We start from the raw sequence: 17,294 nt of genomic DNA, 5'->3' as shown, positions 1-17,294 counted from the left end.
AAGCGCGATGCAAAACCAGACCGTAATCAACGCCCCTGTCCAGACGTCCCAGCCGCTTCAGCCGCCGCGCCTCGGCGAGGAAATCCTGCGCGTCGAACACGTGAATCGCGGCTTCAACAAGTCGCAGGGCGAGTTGCTCGTGCTCGACGACGCGAACCTGTCGTTGCGCGAAGGCGAGATCGTCGGGCTGCTCGGCCGCTCCGGTTCGGGCAAGTCCACGCTGCTGCGGATCATCGCCGGGCTGATCGAGCCGACCGGCGGTGACGTGACCTATCTGGGCAAGCCGCTGCGCGGCCCGGCCGAAGGCGTCGCGATGGTGTTCCAGACCTTCGCGCTGTTTCCGTGGCTGACCGTGCTGCAGAACGTGGAAGCCGGCCTCGAAGCACTCGGCGTCGGCGCACGCGAGCGGCGCGAACGCGCGCTCGCCGCGATCGACCTGATCGGTCTCGACGGCTTCGAGAACGCGTATCCGCGCGAACTGTCGGGCGGCATGCGCCAGCGCGTGGGCTTCGCGCGCGCGCTCGTGGTCGATCCGACGATCCTGCTGATGGACGAGCCGTTTTCCGCACTCGACGTGCTGACCGCCGAGACGCTGCGTACCGACCTGCTCGACCTGTGGACGCAAGGCCGCATGCCGATCAAGTCGGTGCTGATCGTCACGCACAACATCGAGGAAGCGGTGTTCATGTGCGACCGCATTCTCGTGCTGTCGTCGAATCCGGGCCGCGTGATCGCCGAGATCAAGGTACCGTTCAAGCATCCGCGCAACCGGCTGGATCCGGATTTCCGCAAGCTGGTCGACGACATCTACGCGAAGATGACGGCCCGCCAGACCAACGAGGCGACGAAGAAGGGGCTCGAGCTCGGCAGCTGGATGCCGCGCGTGTCGACCAACCTGATGGCCGGCCTGATCGAGACGCTCGCGATGGCGCCGTATCACGGTCGTGCCGACATGCCGGAAATCGCGCGCACGCTGCATCTGGAAGTGGACGAACTGTTTCCGATCGCCGAAGTGCTGCAGTACCTCGGTTTCGCCGACGTGCGCGAAGGCGACGTGTTCCTGACGCCGCCCGCGCGCGTGTTCGCGGAATTCGGCACGCAGGAACGCAAGCTGATGTTCGCGGATCACCTGCTGAAGCACGTGCCGCTCGCCGCGCGGATCCGGAAGGTGCTGAACGAGCGCCCCGGCCATCGTGCGCCGCGCGTGCGTTTCGAGCAGGAGCTGGAGGATTTCCTGTCGGACGAGGCGGCCGAGGAAACGCTCGACGCGGTGATCGACTGGGGGCGTTACGGCGAAGTCTTTTCGTATAACGACAAGACGGAAGTGTTCAGTCTCGAGGACGTGGAGAGCTGACGTCCGCGCCCGAATGACGCGCGACCGTCATTCGGGCAAATCCCGCTGATTCGCGTCCTGCGCGCTGCCGCCCGTACTGAGCCGCTCGATCTTTTCCATCCTCTGCCGCGCCAGTTCGGGAAGCCGGTTCGTCACGCCGATCACCAGCGCTTCGGCGAGCGCCAGCGCCGGCACGTTGGTCTGCAGCATCGCGAACGGGCGCCCCTGGATCCGCAGCACGATCTCGGCGAACGCGCTGATCGGCGAGCGCCATTCGTCGGTGATCAGCAGCACGCGCACGCCGAGCTGGTGCGCGGCCTGCGCGAACCGGATGCTGTCCTTCTGATAGCGGCGAAAATCGAAAATGACCAGCACGTCGCCGGGCCCCATGTCGGTCAGCGACACCGACGCGAGATTCAGGTTCGGCTCGACGTACTGCACATGCGGGCGTGCATACGCGAGCGTGAACGAAAACAGCGACGCGAGCGGCGCGGTATAACGCCCGCCGCCGCAGAACACGCGGATTTCCGGATCGGCCAGCAGCGTCACCGCTTCGTCGAACGCCGCCGCGTCGAGTCCCTCGATCGTGGTGGCAAGCGATTGCGAGAGCCGCTGGAAGATCGCCGCATGGCTGTCGCGCATCCCCGATTCCGAGTGGAACGCATCCATCCGCGCGAGCGGCGAATTCATCGCGGTATCGATCTCGTCGTGCAGCGCCTGCTGGAACGACGAGTAGTTCGGGAAGCCGATTCGCACGACGAAGCGGAACACGGTCGGGTCGCTGACTTCGGCTTGCTTCGCGAAGCTCGCGATCGGCCCGAGCCCGAGGCTCGGATAGCGATCCAGCAGCGCGTGCGCGACCTTCTGTTCCGACGGCGTGAAGCTATCCATCTGGGATAGCAGCAACGCCCTGATGCTTGTCCCCATCGGGCACTCCGGCTTGTTTTTATCTGAATGAATGACAAACGGCAGGCATGCGTCTGCCGGCGACGCCGTGCATGTTAGCCGATCGCCGCGCCGCGGACCGTGTGAGGCCACAGATTAGAGGGGCGCATCATTCGGGTCGTCAATCGGCTGATTATGTAATGTATTAAACATTATCGATCGGAACGTTTCCATAAATTCATCGAGAATTCAGTAATTACCCTAGGTTTTGACATGAAAATGCCGATGCTATGATCGCGGCCTCGCCGGAATGTATGGTTTATTACATGCCGGATCAGCGGCGTCGTCCGGCCTTCCGAGTCGGTTGCGCATCCCGGTATGGCCCGGTCATTCGTCTGGAGGATTCCGTCATGAGGCGGCTCGTCGTACTTACTCTGTTGTCGGCCATCAGCGCAGGCGCGCTCGCCGCTTCGGAACCCGCGGTGGAAGCGAAGAACGGCATGGTCGTGTCGTCGCAGCACTTCGCGTCGCAGATCGGCGTCGACATCCTCAAGGAAGGCGGCAACGCGGTGGACGCCGCAGTGGCGGTCGGCTACGCGCAAGCGGTGACCAATCCGTGCTGCGGCAACATCGGCGGCGGCGGCTTCATGACCCTGCACCTGGCCGACGGCCGCGACCGCTTCATCAACTTCCGCGAGACCGCGCCGGCCGCGGCGTCGGCGAACATGTATCTCGATGCGAACGGCAACGTCATTCCGGACGACAGCCTGTACGGCTATCGCGCGGTCGGCGTGCCGGGCACGGTCGCGGGTCTCGACCTCGCGCAGCGCAAGTACGGCAAGCTGACGCGCAGGCAGGTGATGGAGCCGGCGATCCGGCTCGCGCGCGACGGCTTCGTGCTGACGCGCGGCGATACGGACATCCTCGACACGACGATCCAGCGCTTCAGGAAGGACCCGGAAGCCGCGCGCATCTTCCTGCGCCCGGACGGCACGCCGCTGCAGCCGGGCGACCGCCTGGTGCAGAAGGACCTGGCACGCACGCTCGAGCGCATCGCGGAGCAGGGCCCCGACGCGTTCTATCACGGCGAGATTCCGAAGATCGTCGAAGCCGCGGCGAAGCGCGGCGGCGGCGTGATCACGGCGGCCGATTTCGCGTCGTATCGTGCGCAGGACATGGCGCCGCTGACCTGCACGTATCGCGGCTACGAGTTCGTGTCGGCGCCGCCGCCGAGCTCGGGCGGCGTGACCATGTGCGAGACGCTGAACGTGCTCGAAGGGTATGACCTGCGCAAGTTCGGCTACCAGTCGGCGTCGGTGGTCCACTACATGACCGAGGCGATGCGCCACGCGTATGAGGATCGCAACACGCTGCTGGGCGACCCGAACTTCATCGACAATCCGGTCGCCAAGCTGACGAGCAAGCAGTATGCGGCCGAGATCCGCAAGCAGATCAGCGGCGACATGGCGACGGCATCGGTCGACGTGCAGCCGGGTGTCGGCGTGCACGAGAAGCCGGAGACGACCCACTACTCGATCATCGACCGCGACGGCAACGCGGTGTCGACCACGTACACCGTCAACGGCCGCTTCGGCGCCGTGGTGATCGCGCCGGGAACGGGCTTCTTCCTGAACGACGAGATGGACGACTTCACGGTCAAGGTCGGCGCGCAGAACCTGTTCGGCCTCGTGCAGGGCACGCGCAACTCGATCGCGCCGGGCAAGCGTCCGCTGTCGTCGATGGCGCCGACGATCGTGAAGAAGGACGGCAAGGTGTTCATGGTGGTCGGCTCGCCGGGCGGCTCGCGCATCATCACGATCACGCTGCAGACCGTGCTGAACGTGATCGACTACGGGATGACGCCGCAGGATGCGGTCGGTGCGCCGCGCATCCATCATCAATGGCTGCCGGATCAGGTCTATTACGAGACCCGCGGCCTGTCGCCCGACACGCTCGCGATCCTGCGCAACATGGGCTACAAGATGGTCGAGCAGACGCCGTGGGGCGCCGCCGAGCTGATCATGGTCGGCCTGCCCGGCACCGAGGCGGTGAGCCATCAGAGTTCCGGCAACGATTCGTCGGTGTCGGGCAACGTGCGCGTCGGCTACATCTACGGCGTCAACGATCCGCGCCGACCGGCCGGTTCGGCGATCGGCTACTGACCTGAGCTGATTTGATTTGATCTGATTGCACCAGGCTGAACGGTTGCCCCGGCGTTCGCCATCGCGCGAGCGCCGGGGCAGCGACAGCGCGTCCGTTCGCGGACGTCCGCAGTATCGGGCGGGGCGGGTGCCCGGAATGCCGGGCCCGACCGACCCGCAATGCGCGCCGTGGCACGGCACTGACGCGCGCATTTTTTTCATTCCTGCTCCGTGCATCGAGTTCCGTTATGAACAAACGAATGTCTGCGGCAGTCTGGATCCTGCTCGCGATGGCGGCCGGCATCTTCATCGGCTACATGATCTATACGCAGTTTCCGGACAAGCAGTCCGCGACCGAGATCGCCGGCTACATCTCCCTCGTGTCCGACGTGTTCCTGCGGTTGATCAAGATGGTGATCGGCCCGCTGGTGTTCTCGACGCTCGTCGTCGGCATCGCGCACATGGGCGACGCTTCGTCGGTGGGACGCGTGTTCGTGAAGGCGTTCGGCTGGTTCGTCACCGCGTCGCTGATCTCGCTGCTGCTCGGGCTGCTGATGGCGAACCTGCTGCGCCCGGGCGAGAACCTCGGCCTGCCGCTGCCGGACATCGGCGCATCCGCGCATCTCGCGACCTCCAAGTTCACGCTGAAGGATTTCGTCAGCCACATGGTGCCGAAGTCGATCGCCGAGGCGATGGCGAACAACGAGATCCTGCAGATCGTCGTGTTCTCGATGTTCTTCGGCGTCGCGCTGTCGGCGCTCGGCGAGCGCGGCAAGATCCTCGTCGCCGCGATCGACCAGCTGGCGCACGTGATGCTGAAGATCACCGGTTACGTGATGAAGCTCGCGCCGCTCGCGGTGCTGGCGGCGATGGCCGCGACCGTCGCGGTCAACGGGCTGTCGGTGTTGTTGAAGTTTGCGGTGTTCATGGGCGACTTCTACGTGAGCCTGTTCCTGCTGTGGAGCACGCTCGTGATCGCCGGCCTGCTGTTCCTCGGGCCGCGCGTATTCAAGCTGCTGGTGCTGATCAAGGAAGCGTTCATGCTGTCGTTCGCGACGGCGAGCTCCGAAGCCGCGTATCCGAAGATCCTCGACGCGCTCGACCGCTTCGGCGTGAAGCGCAAGATCTCGAGCTTCGTGATGCCGATGGGCTATTCGTTCAACCTCGACGGCTCGATGATGTACTGCACGTTCGCGTCGCTGTTCATCGCGCAGGCGTACAACATCCACCTGTCGCTCGGCACGCAGGTCACGATGCTGCTGGTCCTGATGCTGACGTCGAAGGGGATGGCCGGCGTGCCGCGCGCATCGCTCGTCGTGATCGCGGCGACACTGCACCAGTTCGACATCCCGGAAGCAGGACTGCTGCTGATTCTCGGCGTCGACACGTTCCTCGACATGGGGCGCTCGGCCACCAATGCGGTCGGCAATTCGATCGCCAGCGCGGTGGTCGCGAAGTGGGAGGGCGAGCTGATGTCGGAGTCCGAAGCGCAAGCACATGCCGCGCATCTCGACGCGGAACTGGAACGGCAGAACCGCGATCCGGCCTATGGTGCCGGTCAGGCGACGTCCGTTTAAGCGGCACACGCCTCGTCGATGCACGCCGCCAGCACCATCGCGGCGGCGTTGCCCGGCGCCGAGCCGAGCAGTTGCGGCGCGTAGACGCTGTCGCCGCGCGCGATCGGCCGCCCCGACAGCGCGCAGACGCCGCGCTTGCGCGTCGTGAACAACCGCCGCTTCTGGTAGCCGTAGTGGCCGGTGCACGCGTCGCACCACGAAATCATCACGGTGTCGGCCGTGGGCCGCTCGAGCACGCTGATCGACGGCTGGCTCGTCGCATCCCACGACGGCAGGCGATCGCGCGTGATGCTGCGCCGTCGCGGGGCGGCCCATGAAACGGACGGCATGTCGAAGCTGCCGATCGCGGCGACGGTCCTGAGCCAGGCAACTGCACTGTTGCTCATCTTTGCTTTCCTCGAAACGTTGGGCGACGCCGCGAAACGCGGCGTCACGACAGGCGGATGCGCGGTTGCACGCAGCCGTTGATCCGTTCGGCGAGCCACAGCAGCGTCGCCTTGGAGAATCCGTGCAGCGCCTGCTGGTGGCGCCGGTACAGCATCAGGTGGCTGAATTGCGCGAAACGCCCCTGGATGAAGCCGCCGCGGAAGAACCCGAATTGGCCGAGCGTGCCGAACGCGTCGTAGTCGCTGATCGACACGAGCGCGCCGAAATCGTGGAACGCGAACGGCGGCATCGGCTTGCCGTCGAGCCAGGCGGGCAGGTGTTTCGCGAGATGTTCGGCCTGCTGGGTCGCCACCTGCGCGGTGGGCGGCAGCGGCCGTTCGTGGCCGTCGGGCTGCAGGCTGGCGCAATCGCCGATCGCGAACACGTGCTCGTCGGCCGTGGCCTGCAGCGTGGGCCCGACCAGGATCTGGTTCGCGCGGTTCGTGTCGAGCCCGCCCAGTGCCTGCATGAAATCGGGCGCCTTCACACCCGCCGCCCACACCATCAGATCTGCTTCGGCGAACGAACCGTCGCCGTAGTGGAAGCCGTTCGCATCGGCCGCCGTCACGCGCGTGGACGTCAGCACGTGAAAGCCGATCTGCTCGAGCCGCCGCTGCGCCGACGCGGAAATCCGCGGCGGAAATGCGGCGAGAATGCGCGGGCCACTCTCGAGCAGCGTGAGCCGCAGCCGCTCGCGCACCGTCGCGTCGCCATACGCCTGCGCCACTTCCAGCAGCCGGCTCAGTTCCGCCGCCAGCTCCACGCCCGTCGCGCCCGCGCCGACGATCGCGACGCGAAACGGCTCGTCGCGCGCGATGCTGCGGAACACGCGCATCCGCAGCGCTTCATTGAAGGTTTCGGCCTGCCGCTGGCTGTCGATGAAGTAGCAGTGCTCGCGCACGCCCGGCACGCCGAAATCGTTGGCCTGGCTGCCGAGCGCGAGGATCAGCACGTCGTATTCGAGTTCGCGCGCGTCGACCACGCGTTCGCCGTCCTGCGAGCGAATCTCGCCGAGCTGCACGCGACGGCGCGCGCGATCGAGCCCCGTCAATTCGCCGGGCTGGTACGTGTAGCCATGATCGCGCGCATGGGCGAGAAAGATCACCTGCTGTTGCTGCACGTCGCGCGTACCGGCCGCGATCGTGTGCAGCATCGGCTTCCAGACATGGGTCGGGCTGCGGTCGACCACGGTGACCTGGGCACGCCCGGTGCGGCCGAGACGTTCGCCGAGGCGGGTTGCGAGCTGCAATCCGGCGATGCCGCCGCCGACGATCACGATGCGAGTAGGGGTTGTCATGAATAAATCATCACGTGATGAATAAGGTATGATCCTAGCGCTTCCCGGCTTCGCGTGTCAACGGAGCCGGGCAGGCGACCCGGTTCCGCGGACGCGAACCGGGGCCCGGACACGGGCATTCGATTCATTCAACGGGAGCAGGAAAACGTGGCTGAAGTCACTGAGCGCGCGCCGTCGAAGCGGCGTACGCGCGGGCGGCCGCTGGCGGAGGCGTCCGTCGGACCGGACGTGATATTGCGGGCCGCGCGCCGCACGTTCGCGAAGCGCGGCTATGACGCGACGAGCGTGCGCGAGGTCGCGCGCGAGCTGGGCATCGACGCGGCGCTGATCGCCCATCATTTCGGCGCGAAGGAGACGCTGTGGCTGGCTGTCGTCGGGCAGATCGTCGACCTGGCCGAGCCGCTGTTCGACGCGTTGCGCGCGCTGCGCACGTCGTCATTGCCGCATCGCGAGCGCGTGCGGCGCGCGATCGAGCTGTGCGTCGATCACGAGTTCGCGGAGCCGGACATCGGCATGTTCTTCTCGACGGCAGCGACCGAGGAGGGCGGGCGGCTCGACTGCCTGCAGCAGCGGATCGTGCGCCCGTATCACGACGCGATGTTTCCGCTGCTGGCCGACGCGGTCGAGGCCGGCGAGATCCGCCCGGTCGATCCGAACGTGCTGTTCTTCATGATCGCGAGCGCGGTCGGCACGACGGTGTCGTACAGCCACATGATGCTGGAGTTCACGTCGCTGCCCACGCGGCAGGAGGCGTTCCGGCAGGCCGTGCTCGACGTCGCGCTCGGCATCCTGAGCGTCTGAGCGCCGCGCGCGACGCGAAGCCGGCTGGCGCGCCGGCGCGATTGACCTTACGCCGGGCAGGGCCCGGACTGCCATTGCTGCCAACCGGCAACGTCTGCGCAGACTGGCGCCCTCACGGGCACGGCGATCGCGGTGAGCGGCGGGGCGGGCGGGTCGGGTGACGCGGGACGCCGGCGCGGCATCGTGCATCGCGCCGGCCGCCGCGCATGCGTCAGTCGAGATCGGGCGGCGTATCACCGAGCCAGCGCCGTGCGCCCGGCCCGTTGCGTCCCGCGCGGTCCTCGGGATTGGTCAGCTTGCAGCGCTTCAGCGACAGGCAGCCGCAACCGATGCATTCGTCGAGATTGATGTAGAGCCGCTGCAGTTCCTCGATCCGGTTCGCGACGCGCTGTTTCCAGCCGCGCGACAGCCGCTGCCAGTCCTTGTTGGTCGGCGCGGTGTCTTCCGGCAGGCTCACGAGCTGTTCGGCGATCTCGTCGAGCGAATAGCCGATCTTCTGCGCGAACACGATGAACGCGATCAGCCGCAGCACCGCGCGCGAATAGTGGCGATGGCTCGAGCCGTTGCGGTGCGACTTGATGAGCCCGCGCGTCTCGTAGAAACGCAGCGTCGATGCCGGCACGCCGCTGCGCGCGGCCACTTCGCGGATCGACATCAGCGGCCATTGCGGGATTTCGTCGATACCCATGACGCCCTCCGGGAAAGCTTGACTTGAAGTTAACTTCAACTTTTATGCTACGCGGCAGTTTAACCCGTCGCGAGGCATCATGCTCTCCTTATCCCTACGCAGGACCTCGCCTTTGGGCGCGGCCTGCGCACTGCTGCTGGCGTTGTCGGGCTGTCACGACGGCAAAGGCGAAACGGCGGCCCAGCCGCTTCCCGAAGTCGGCGTGACGACCGTCGCGCCGCGCACGATTCGCCTCGCGGACGAGTTCAACGGACGCGTCGAAGCAGTCGACGCGGTCGAGCTGCGGCCGCGCGTGAGCGGCTATCTGCAGCGCATCGCGTACAAGGAGGGCGACCTCGTCGCACAGGGCGCGGTGCTGTTCGAGATCGATCCGCGTCCGTACCGGATCGCGCTCGACCGCGCGAACGCACAGCAGCAGCGGGCGCGCGCGGCCGCGAGCCTCGCCGATGTGCAGCTCAAGCGCGTGCGGACACTGATCGATGCGCATGCAACTTCCGAGGAGGAACTCGACAACGCGCGCGCGACCGCCGAGCAGGCGCGCGCCGACCTGCGGGCGGCCGACGCGGCCGTCGCCGACGCGAAGCTCAATCTCGGTTTCACCGAGGTGCGTGCGCCGATCGCGGGGCGCGTCGGCCGCGCGATCGCGACCGCCGGCAACCTCGCGCGCGCCGACGACACGCTGCTCACGACCGTCGTGTCGCAAGACCCCGTCTACGTGTATTTCGACTGCGACGAGCAGAGCTACCTGCGCTACAACGCGCGGCGCGCCGACCCGAAGCATCGCGCGATCGGCGCCGATCCGGTGCGCGTGGGGCTCGCGAACGAGACGGGTTTCCCGCACGCGGGCACCGTCGATTTTCTCGACAACCGGCTCGATCCGCAAACCGGCACGATTCGTGCGCGCGTGCGGCTGCCGAACGCGGACCACACGTTCACGCCGGGCCTCTATGCGCGCGTCCAGCTCGTCAGCGGTCGCGACCAGGATGCGCTGCTCGTCGACGACAAGGCGGTGCTCACCGACCAGGACCGCAAGTACGTGTACGTGATCGGCGCCGGCGACAAGGCGCTGCGTCGCGACGTCACGATCGGCCGTGCGCTGGACGGCGAGCGGATCGTCGAGAAGGGGCTGGAGCCGGGCGATCGCGTGGTCGTCGACGGCGTGCAGCGGATCTACTATCCGGGCGCGCAGGTGAAGCCGAAGGTGCTGCCTGCACGCGCGGATGCGGACACCGGCACCGGCCCGGGCAGCGGCACGCAGGCCGCAGCGGTGGCGGTGGCCGACGCCGGCGCGCCGGCCGCGCGGTAACGGGAGGCCCGCAATGGATTTCTCCCGCTTCTTCATCGACCGGCCGATTTTCGCGGTCGTGTTGTCGATCGTCATCTTCGCGATCGGCCTGATCTCGATCCCGATGCTGCCGGCCGGCGAATATCCGGAAGTCGTGCCGCCGAGCGTCGTCGTGCGCGCGACGTACCCGGGCGCGAACCCGAAGGAAATCGCCGAATCGGTCGCCGAACCGCTGGAAGAGGCGATCAACGGCGTCGAAGGCATCATGTACATGAAGTCGGTCGCCGGTTCGGACGGCAGCCTGCAGGTCGTCGTCACGTTCCTGCAGGGCGTCGACCCCGACACGGCTGCCGTGCGCGTGCAGAACCGCGTGAGCCAGGCGTTGTCGCGCCTGCCGGACGAGGTGCGCCAGTACGGCGTGACCACGCAGAAGCAGTCGCCGACGCCGCTGATGTACGTGAGTCTCTATTCGCCGGACAACAGCCGCGATTCGCTGTATCTGCGCAACTACCTGACGCTGCACGTGAAGGACGAGCTGTCGCGCCTGACCGGCATCGGCGACGTCGGCGTGTACGGCTCCGGCGACTACGCGATGCGGCTCTGGCTCGACCCGAACCGGCTGGCGTCGCGCGGGCTGACCGCGAGCGACGTGATCGCCGCGGTGCGCGAGCAGAACGTGCAGGTGTCGGCCGGCCAGCTCGGCGCGGAGCCGACGCCGAAGAAAAACGACTTCCTCGTGTCGATCAACGTGCGCGGCCGGCTGCGCACCGCGCAGGAATTCGGCGACATCGTGCTGCGCAACGGCGACGACGGCCAGGTCGTGAAGCTGTCCGACGTCGCGCGCATCGAGCTCGGCGCGGGCGACTATACGCTGCGCTCGTACTTCAACGACAGGCACTCGGCCGTGGTCGGCATTTTCCTGTCGCCTGGCGCGAACGCGCTCGACGTCGCGAAGGCGGTGTATGCGAAGCTCGACGAACTGTCGAAACGTTTCCCGCCGGGCGTCGCCTATCGTCCCGTGTGGGACCCGACCGTGTTCGTGCGCGAATCGATCCGCGCGGTGCAGCACACGCTGATCGAGGCCGTCGTGCTGGTCGTGCTCGTCGTGATCCTGTTCCTGCAGACCTGGCGCGCGTCGATCATTCCGCTCGTCGCGGTGCCCGTGTCGGTGGTCGGCACGTTCGCGTGGCTCTACCTGCTCGGCTATTCGATCAACACGCTGACGCTGTTCGGGCTCGTGCTCGCGATCGGGATCGTCGTCGACGATGCGATCGTGGTGGTCGAGAACGTCGAGCGCAACATCGCACAGGGTTTGAGCCCGCGCGACGCCGCGCACCAGGCGATGCGCGAGGTGTCGGGGCCGATCGTCGCGATCGCGCTCGTGCTGTGCGCGGTGTTCGTGCCGATGGCGTTCATGTCGGGTGTGACGGGCCAGTTCTACAGGCAGTTCGCGGTGACGATCGCGATCTCGACGGTGATCTCCGCGGTGAACTCGCTGACGCTGTCACCCGCCCTCGCCGCGAAACTGCTGCGTCCGCACGGTGCGCCGAAGGATGCGTTGACCCGCGTGCTCGACCGCGCATTCGGCTGGCTGTTCCATCCGTTCAACCGCTTCTTCGAGCGCAGCTCCGATCGCTATCACGGCGTGGTCGCGCGCACGCTGAAGCGGCGCGGCGCGGTGTTCGCGGTCTATGCGACCTTGCTCGCCGCGACCGCGCTGCTGTTCAACGCGGTGCCGGGCGGCTTCATCCCCGTGCAGGACAAGCTGTACCTGTTCGCCGGCGCGAAGCTGCCGGAGGGCGCGTCGCTCGCCCGCACCAGCGCGGTCACCGAGCAGATGACGAAGATCGCGCTCGGCACCGACGGCGTCGAGATGGTGCCGGCGTTTGCCGGGCTGAACGCGCTGCAGGGCGTGAACACGCCGAACATCACGAACTCGTACGTGATCCTGAAGCCGTTCGACCAGCGTCACCGCAGCGCCGCGCAGATCAACGCGGACCTGAACGCACGCTTCGCGGCGATCGGCGGCGGCATCACCTATGCGCTGATGCCGCCGCCGATCCAGGGCCTCGGCAACGGTTCGGGCTACTCGCTGTACCTCGAGGATCGCGGCGGGCTCGGCTACGGTGAATTGCAGAAGGCACTGACGGCGTTCCAGGCCGCGGTCGCGAAGACGCCTGGGATGAGTTACCCCGTCAGCTCGTACCAGGCGAACATCCCGCAGCTCGAGGTGAAGGTCGACCGGCTGAAGGCGAAGGCGCAAGGCGTCGCGCTCACCGACCTGTTCAACACGCTGCAGGTCTATCTCGGCTCGATGTACGTGAACGACTTCAACGCGTTCGGCCGCGTGTACCGCGTGATGGCGCAGGCCGATGCCGGTCACCGGCAGACGGCCGCGGACATCGCGAACCTGCGCACGCGCAACGCGAAAGGCGAGATGGTGCCGATCGGCTCGATGGTGACGGTCGCGCCCGCGTATGGGCCGGACCCGGTCGTCCGCTACAACGGCTATCCGGCCGCGGACCTGATCGGCGACGCCGATCCGAAGGCGATGTCGTCGTCGCAGGCGATCGCGAAGCTGCAGCAGATCGCGAAGGACGTGCTGCCGCCGGGCATCACGCTCGAATGGACCGATCTCAGCTACCAGCAGGTCACGCAGAGCAACGCGGCGATCGTCGTGTTCCCGCTCGCGGTGATGCTCGTGTTCCTGGTGCTCGCGTCGCTGTACGAGAGCTGGACGCTGCCGCTTGCGGTGATCCTGATCGTGCCGGTGTGCATGTGCGCGGCGCTGTTCGGCGTGTGGCTGTCCGGCGGCGACAACAACGTGTTCGTGCAGGTCGGTCTCGTCGTGCTGATGGGGCTCGCGTGCAAGAACGCGATCCTGATCGTCGAGTTCGCGCGCGAACTCGAAATCCAGGGCAAGGGTGCGATCGCAGCGGCGCTCGAGGCATGCAGGCTGCGGCTGCGCCCGATCGTGATGACGTCGGTCGCGTTCATCGCGGGCTCGGTGCCGCTCCTGATCGGCGGCGGCGCGGGCAGCGAAGTGCGCGCCGCCACCGGCGTCACCGTATTCGCGGGGATGCTCGGCGTCACGTTGTTCGGGCTGTTCCTGACGCCCGTGTTCTACGTGGCGATCCGCAAGCTCGCGCGCGGCACGCCGGCCGTGTGGAGCGAACAGCACGGCACCCTCGAAGGAGAAAACCGATGAGCGCCGCATTCCGTCTTTCCGCGCTCGCGCTGTCGGTGATGCTCGCCGCGTGCGCGGTCGGCCCCGATTTCAAGCGGCCCGATACGGCGAGCGCCGCGCGCTTCGCGCGCGACGCGCATGCGACCACGCCCGATGCGTCGCCGCCCGTTGCGTCGGCCGCTGCCGATGCCGCGTTCTGGCGCGGCTTCGGCGACCCGGCGCTCACGCAGCTGATCGATGCGGCGCTCGCCGCGAACCAGGACCTGCAGGTCGCCGTATCGCGCTACGACGCATCGAACGCGCTGCTGTCGCAGGCCGCGTTCGACCGCTATCCGACGATTACCGCGAGCGGCCGGATCGGCCATCAGCTGACGAGCAGGGACCAGGCGTTCGGCGCGCCGCGCAGCCAGCGCGATACGCCGATCTCCAGTGTCGGGATCAATGCGGCGTGGGAACTCGACCTGTTCGGCCGCGTGCGCCGCTCGATCGAGTCGCAGTGGGCGGAAACGGCTGCGAGTGCGGCCGACGTACGCGCGGTGCGTGTCGCGATCGCGGGCGAGGTCGCGAGCACGTACGTGGATCTGCGCGGCTCGCAGGAGCGGCTGCGGATCGCACGCGAGAACGCCGACAACCAGAAGCAGACGCTCGCGCTGATCAATGCGCGCGTCGGCGCGGGACGTGGCTCCGAACTCGATGCGGCGCGAGCGCGCGCGCAGTACGAATCGACGACGTCGCGGATCGCCGTGTACGAAGCGGCGATCGGCGTCGACGAGCATCGGCTCGCGGTGTTGACCGGGCAGACGCCGGATGCGCTGATCGGCCGGTTCGACATCCCGAACGCTGCCGCATCGAAAGGCGCGCCGGTACCGCTGCCGGCGCTTGCAGCCGACATCGATCCCGGCACGCCGGGCGACCTGCTGCGCCGCCGCCCCGATGTCGCTGCCGCCGAAGCACGGCTGCACGCGGCGACCGCGCGCGTCGGCGTCGCGACAGCCGACCTGTTTCCGCGCTTCACGCTGTCGGGGCTGCTCGGCAGCGCGACGAGCAGCTACGGATTCTTCCGTGCGGGCAGCGATACGAACCTGATCGCGCTCGGCATCGACTGGTCGTTCCTCGACGTCGGCCGCGTGCGCGCGCGGATCGCGGCGAGCGACGCGGACGCGGCCGGCCAGCTCGCGCAGTACCGGCAGACCGTGCTCGGCGCGCTGGAGGAAACGGAGAACGCGCTGCTGCGTGTCGCCCGCACGCAGGAGGAGACCGCGCACCTCGTGCGCGCGGCGGACGACAGCGCTCGCGCGGCACAGCTTGCACAGACGCGCTTCTCGGCCGGTGCGATCGACTACTACGAAGTGCTCGACGCGCAACGGACGCTGCTGCAGGCGCAGGACGCGGCGGCCGACGGGCGGATGCGCAGCGCGGCATCGACGGTCGCGCTGTACAAGGCGCTCGCGGGCGGCTGGCCGTCGGAAACGGCGCAGCAGGCACCCGGTCCGCTCGCGCGATCGGGGGAGTAGGGCGAGGGTCGCACGGCGGGCAGGGACGTTGGGTCCGCCCGCCGGGCGATCGACTTCGCATCGCCGGGTTGGCGCCTGCGTCCCCGTTGCCGGCGCGTAACGGCGTCGCATGGACTGACGACGTTCGATGCGGCGCCGGTCCCGTGGATCGGCATGGCGCTCCGTGTGCCTGCCTTACAGCGATGCCGGCCGTTCGGCGGGGCCGGATCGCCGGTCGGCTCGCGCGCCGGCGGCGGCCCGGCGCATCGGTCGGCGCACCTTGCATCGCCCGGGCCGCCCGCGCGGCGCGCCAACCGGTCGATTCCCCGTCGCGAAACATTGTTCTGCCTCGTCGTAAACGTCTCGAATGCGTGATATTTGCGCTGCCCGATCCGGTTTAGAGTGGCCGCAAATCGATGACGATGTGTCGTATGGCCGCAGTCGCGGGCCGTACCGATGCACCAGAGGAGCTGGAGACAAATGACTGAAGGCAGGATTACCCAAGTCGAATCGTTCGGTTTCGAGCGTATTCCCGACGTATCGCGCTATGCGCGTCCGATCGATCTGTTCCGGTTGCTGTTCGGCGGCTGCAACACGTTTTCCACGTCGGTGCTCGGCAGTTTTCCCGTGCTGGTCGGGCTGTCGTTCAAGGCCGGCATGTGCGCGATCGTGCTGGGCGTGCTCGCCGGCACCTGCATCCTCGCGCCGATGAGCCTGTTCGGCCCGCGCAACGGCACGAGCGACCCCGTGTCGTCCGGCGCGCATTTCGGCATTCATGGCCGGATCGTCGGGTCGTTCCTTGCGCTGCTCACGTCGATCGCGTTCTTCTCGCTCGCGGTGTGGAGCTCGGGCGATGCGCTCGTCGGCGGCGCGCACGACATGGTCGGCGTGCCGGTCAACGGCTTCACGCTCGGCGCCGCGTACATGGTGTTCGCGGTGCTCGTGCTGATCGTCTGCATCTACGGCTTTCGCTTCATGCTGTGGGTCAACAAGATCGCCGTGTGGGCGGCGAGCCTGCTGTTCGTCGCCGGCCTGTTCGCGTTCGCGGGGATGTTCGACCTGAACTACGCGGGCACGCTGAACCAGGGCAGCGCAGGCTTCTGGGCCGCGTTCGTCGGCGCCGTGCTGGTTGCATTGAGCAACCCGGTGTCGTTCGCGTCGACGCTCGGCGACTGGGCGCGCTACATTCCGCAGCAGACGCCGAAGCGGCGCGTGATGGCCGCCGTGTTCGCCGCGCAGATCGCGACCTTCGTGCCGTTCTTCTTCGGGCTCGCGACCGCGACCATCATCGCGTCGAAGGCGCCCGCGTTCATCGCGTCGAACGACTACGTCGGCGGGCTGCTCGCCGTGTCGCCGCGCTGGTTCCTGCTGCCGATGTGCCTGATCGCGATCATCGGCGGGATGTCGACCGGCACGACCGCGCTGTACGGCACGGGCCTCGACGTGTCGAGCATGTTCCCGCGCTTCCTGAACCGTGTGCGCGCGACGCTGCTGATCGGCACGATCGCGATCGCGTTCATCTTCGTCGGCCGCTTCTGGTTCAACCTCGTCGAAAGCGTCGCGACGTTCTCGACGCTGATCGACACGTTCAGCTGCCCGTGGATGGCGATCATGGTGATCGGCTACGTGACGCGTCGCGGTTACTATCTCGCGGACGACCTGCAGGTGTTCAACCGCGGGCTGCGCGGCGGCCACTACTGGTTCACGCACGGCTGGAACCTGCGCGCGATGGGCGCGTGGCTGCCGGCGGCCTTCATCGGACTGTCGTTCGTGAACCTGCCGGGCCAGTTCGTCGGGCCGCTCGGCAACCTCGCGGGTGGACTCGATCTCAGCGTGCCGGTGTCGCTGGCGGTCGGCGGGCTGCTGTATTTGGTGCTGCTGACGGTGTATCCGGAAGCGGAAGGCGTGTACGGCGCGCGCGGACGTTTCCTCGTGCGCGGCGGCAGGCAAGCGGCGCGCGGTGTCGGCGCCCCGGCAATTCAGCCGAAGGGGTATTGAGCGCAGCATCGCGCGTCGCTGCGCGCTGGAAATACCGGTGCCGCCGCGCGGGAGATCCGCCGGCGGCATGGTTGTTTCGGGATGCCGGGTTGTATGCGCGTATGGGATGCCGCCCCTGACTTCTCCCTCGCTCGGCCGAAAACGACAGCACCCGCCGGGCAGGCGGGCGTGTGTCGACTCCGC

General features: G+C 67.4%; 12 protein-coding genes. 8 read left to right on the top strand and 4 right to left on the bottom strand.

All coding sequences use genetic code 11. The features are described 5' to 3' along the window. Positions 1-7: 7 nt before the first annotated feature. A complete protein-coding gene (locus tag DIE04_RS02615; RefSeq protein ID WP_124521867.1) occupies positions 8-1,354 on the top strand; it encodes an AAA-associated domain-containing protein in 1,347 nt (448 codons plus the stop codon). A gap of 27 nt (positions 1,355-1,381) precedes the next feature. Here the strand turns inward: DIE04_RS02615 and DIE04_RS02610 are convergent, their stop codons facing one another. Then, positions 1,382-2,260, bottom strand: a complete 879-nt coding sequence (locus DIE04_RS02610; protein WP_124521865.1) for a MurR/RpiR family transcriptional regulator — start codon at positions 2,258-2,260, stop codon at positions 1,382-1,384. A 368-nt stretch (positions 2,261-2,628) separates the two neighbouring features. Here DIE04_RS02610 and ggt point away from each other — a divergent pair, with 368 nt between their 5' ends. Together ggt and DIE04_RS02600 are read left to right on the top strand one after the other, a co-directional pair. Continuing rightward, on the top strand, positions 2,629-4,380 hold the full coding sequence (ggt, locus tag DIE04_RS02605; RefSeq protein WP_124521863.1) for a gamma-glutamyltransferase: 1,752 nt from the start codon (positions 2,629-2,631) through the stop codon (positions 4,378-4,380). A 227-nt stretch (positions 4,381-4,607) separates the two neighbouring features. Next, positions 4,608-5,936, top strand: coding sequence for a dicarboxylate/amino acid:cation symporter (locus DIE04_RS02600; protein WP_044846692.1), 1,329 nt, complete (start codon positions 4,608-4,610; stop codon positions 5,934-5,936). Here DIE04_RS02600 and DIE04_RS02595 read toward each other — a convergent pair. Then, positions 5,933-6,322, bottom strand: coding sequence for a DUF3331 domain-containing protein (locus DIE04_RS02595; RefSeq protein ID WP_124521861.1), 390 nt, complete (start codon positions 6,320-6,322; stop codon positions 5,933-5,935). The two genes, DIE04_RS02600 and DIE04_RS02595, sit on opposite strands and share 4 nt — an antisense overlap. 44 nt (positions 6,323-6,366) lie before the next feature. Continuing rightward, positions 6,367-7,659 carry an NAD(P)/FAD-dependent oxidoreductase gene (locus DIE04_RS02590; protein WP_124521859.1) on the bottom strand — a complete coding sequence of 431 codons (1,293 nt, stop codon included), beginning with the start codon at positions 7,657-7,659 and terminating at the stop codon, positions 6,367-6,369. Positions 7,660-7,806: 147 nt separating this feature from the next. Here DIE04_RS02590 and DIE04_RS02585 point away from each other — a divergent pair, with 147 nt between their 5' ends. Further along, positions 7,807-8,460 carry a TetR/AcrR family transcriptional regulator gene (locus DIE04_RS02585; RefSeq protein WP_124521857.1) on the top strand — a complete coding sequence of 218 codons (654 nt, stop codon included), beginning with the start codon at positions 7,807-7,809 and terminating at the stop codon, positions 8,458-8,460. A gap of 211 nt (positions 8,461-8,671) precedes the next feature. Here DIE04_RS02585 and soxR read toward each other — a convergent pair whose 3' ends face one another. Beyond that, positions 8,672-9,148 carry a redox-sensitive transcriptional activator SoxR gene (soxR, locus tag DIE04_RS02580; protein ID WP_044846696.1) on the bottom strand — a complete coding sequence of 159 codons (477 nt, stop codon included), beginning with the start codon at positions 9,146-9,148 and terminating at the stop codon, positions 8,672-8,674. 79 nt (positions 9,149-9,227) lie between these two features. On the opposite strand from soxR, the gene DIE04_RS02575 reads away from it, so the two are divergent. The 4 genes from DIE04_RS02575 to DIE04_RS02555 all read left to right on the top strand — a co-directional run bounded on the left by DIE04_RS02575 (position 9,228) and on the right by DIE04_RS02555 (position 17,111). Next, positions 9,228-10,454, top strand: coding sequence for an efflux RND transporter periplasmic adaptor subunit (locus DIE04_RS02575; RefSeq protein WP_124521855.1), 1,227 nt, complete (start codon positions 9,228-9,230; stop codon positions 10,452-10,454). Between the two features lie 13 nt (positions 10,455-10,467). Beyond that, on the top strand, positions 10,468-13,641 hold the full coding sequence (locus DIE04_RS02570) for an efflux RND transporter permease subunit (protein ID WP_124488204.1): 3,174 nt from the start codon (positions 10,468-10,470) through the stop codon (positions 13,639-13,641). Then, positions 13,638-15,134, top strand: coding sequence for an efflux transporter outer membrane subunit (locus tag DIE04_RS02565; RefSeq protein WP_124521853.1), 1,497 nt, complete (start codon positions 13,638-13,640; stop codon positions 15,132-15,134). Before DIE04_RS02570 ends, DIE04_RS02565 begins: the two co-directional genes overlap by 4 nt. 459 nt (positions 15,135-15,593) lie before the next feature. Continuing rightward, positions 15,594-17,111 (top strand): cytosine permease, encoded by a 1,518-nt coding sequence (locus DIE04_RS02555; RefSeq protein ID WP_260426256.1) that lies wholly within the window; start codon positions 15,594-15,596, stop codon positions 17,109-17,111. The last annotated feature ends 183 nt before the right edge of the window (positions 17,112-17,294 follow it).

Origin of the sequence: Burkholderia sp. Bp8994, assembly GCF_003853805.1 — a bacterium.
GTDB lineage: Bacteria > Pseudomonadota > Gammaproteobacteria > Burkholderiales > Burkholderiaceae > Burkholderia.
This window is presented reverse-complemented; position numbering and strand designations above follow the sequence as displayed.

Coding starts and splice junctions, on each gene's coding strand:
- DIE04_RS02600 (WP_044846692.1), top strand. CDS start 4,608: ATGAACAAACGAATGTCTGCGGCAGTCTGGATCCTGCTCGCGATGGCG.
- DIE04_RS02565 (WP_124521853.1), top strand. CDS start 13,638: ATGAGCGCCGCATTCCGTCTTTCCGCGCTCGCGCTGTCGGTGATGCTC.
- DIE04_RS02590 (WP_124521859.1), bottom strand. CDS start 7,659: ATGACAACCCCTACTCGCATCGTGATCGTCGGCGGCGGCATCGCCGGA.
- ggt (WP_124521863.1), top strand. CDS start 2,629: ATGAGGCGGCTCGTCGTACTTACTCTGTTGTCGGCCATCAGCGCAGGC.
- DIE04_RS02575 (WP_124521855.1), top strand. CDS start 9,228: ATGCTCTCCTTATCCCTACGCAGGACCTCGCCTTTGGGCGCGGCCTGC.
- DIE04_RS02610 (WP_124521865.1), bottom strand. CDS start 2,260: ATGGGGACAAGCATCAGGGCGTTGCTGCTATCCCAGATGGATAGCTTC.
- soxR (WP_044846696.1), bottom strand. CDS start 9,148: ATGGGTATCGACGAAATCCCGCAATGGCCGCTGATGTCGATCCGCGAA.
- DIE04_RS02555 (WP_260426256.1), top strand. CDS start 15,594: ATGACTGAAGGCAGGATTACCCAAGTCGAATCGTTCGGTTTCGAGCGT.
- DIE04_RS02570 (WP_124488204.1), top strand. CDS start 10,468: ATGGATTTCTCCCGCTTCTTCATCGACCGGCCGATTTTCGCGGTCGTG.
- DIE04_RS02615 (WP_124521867.1), top strand. CDS start 8: ATGCAAAACCAGACCGTAATCAACGCCCCTGTCCAGACGTCCCAGCCG.
- DIE04_RS02595 (WP_124521861.1), bottom strand. CDS start 6,322: ATGAGCAACAGTGCAGTTGCCTGGCTCAGGACCGTCGCCGCGATCGGC.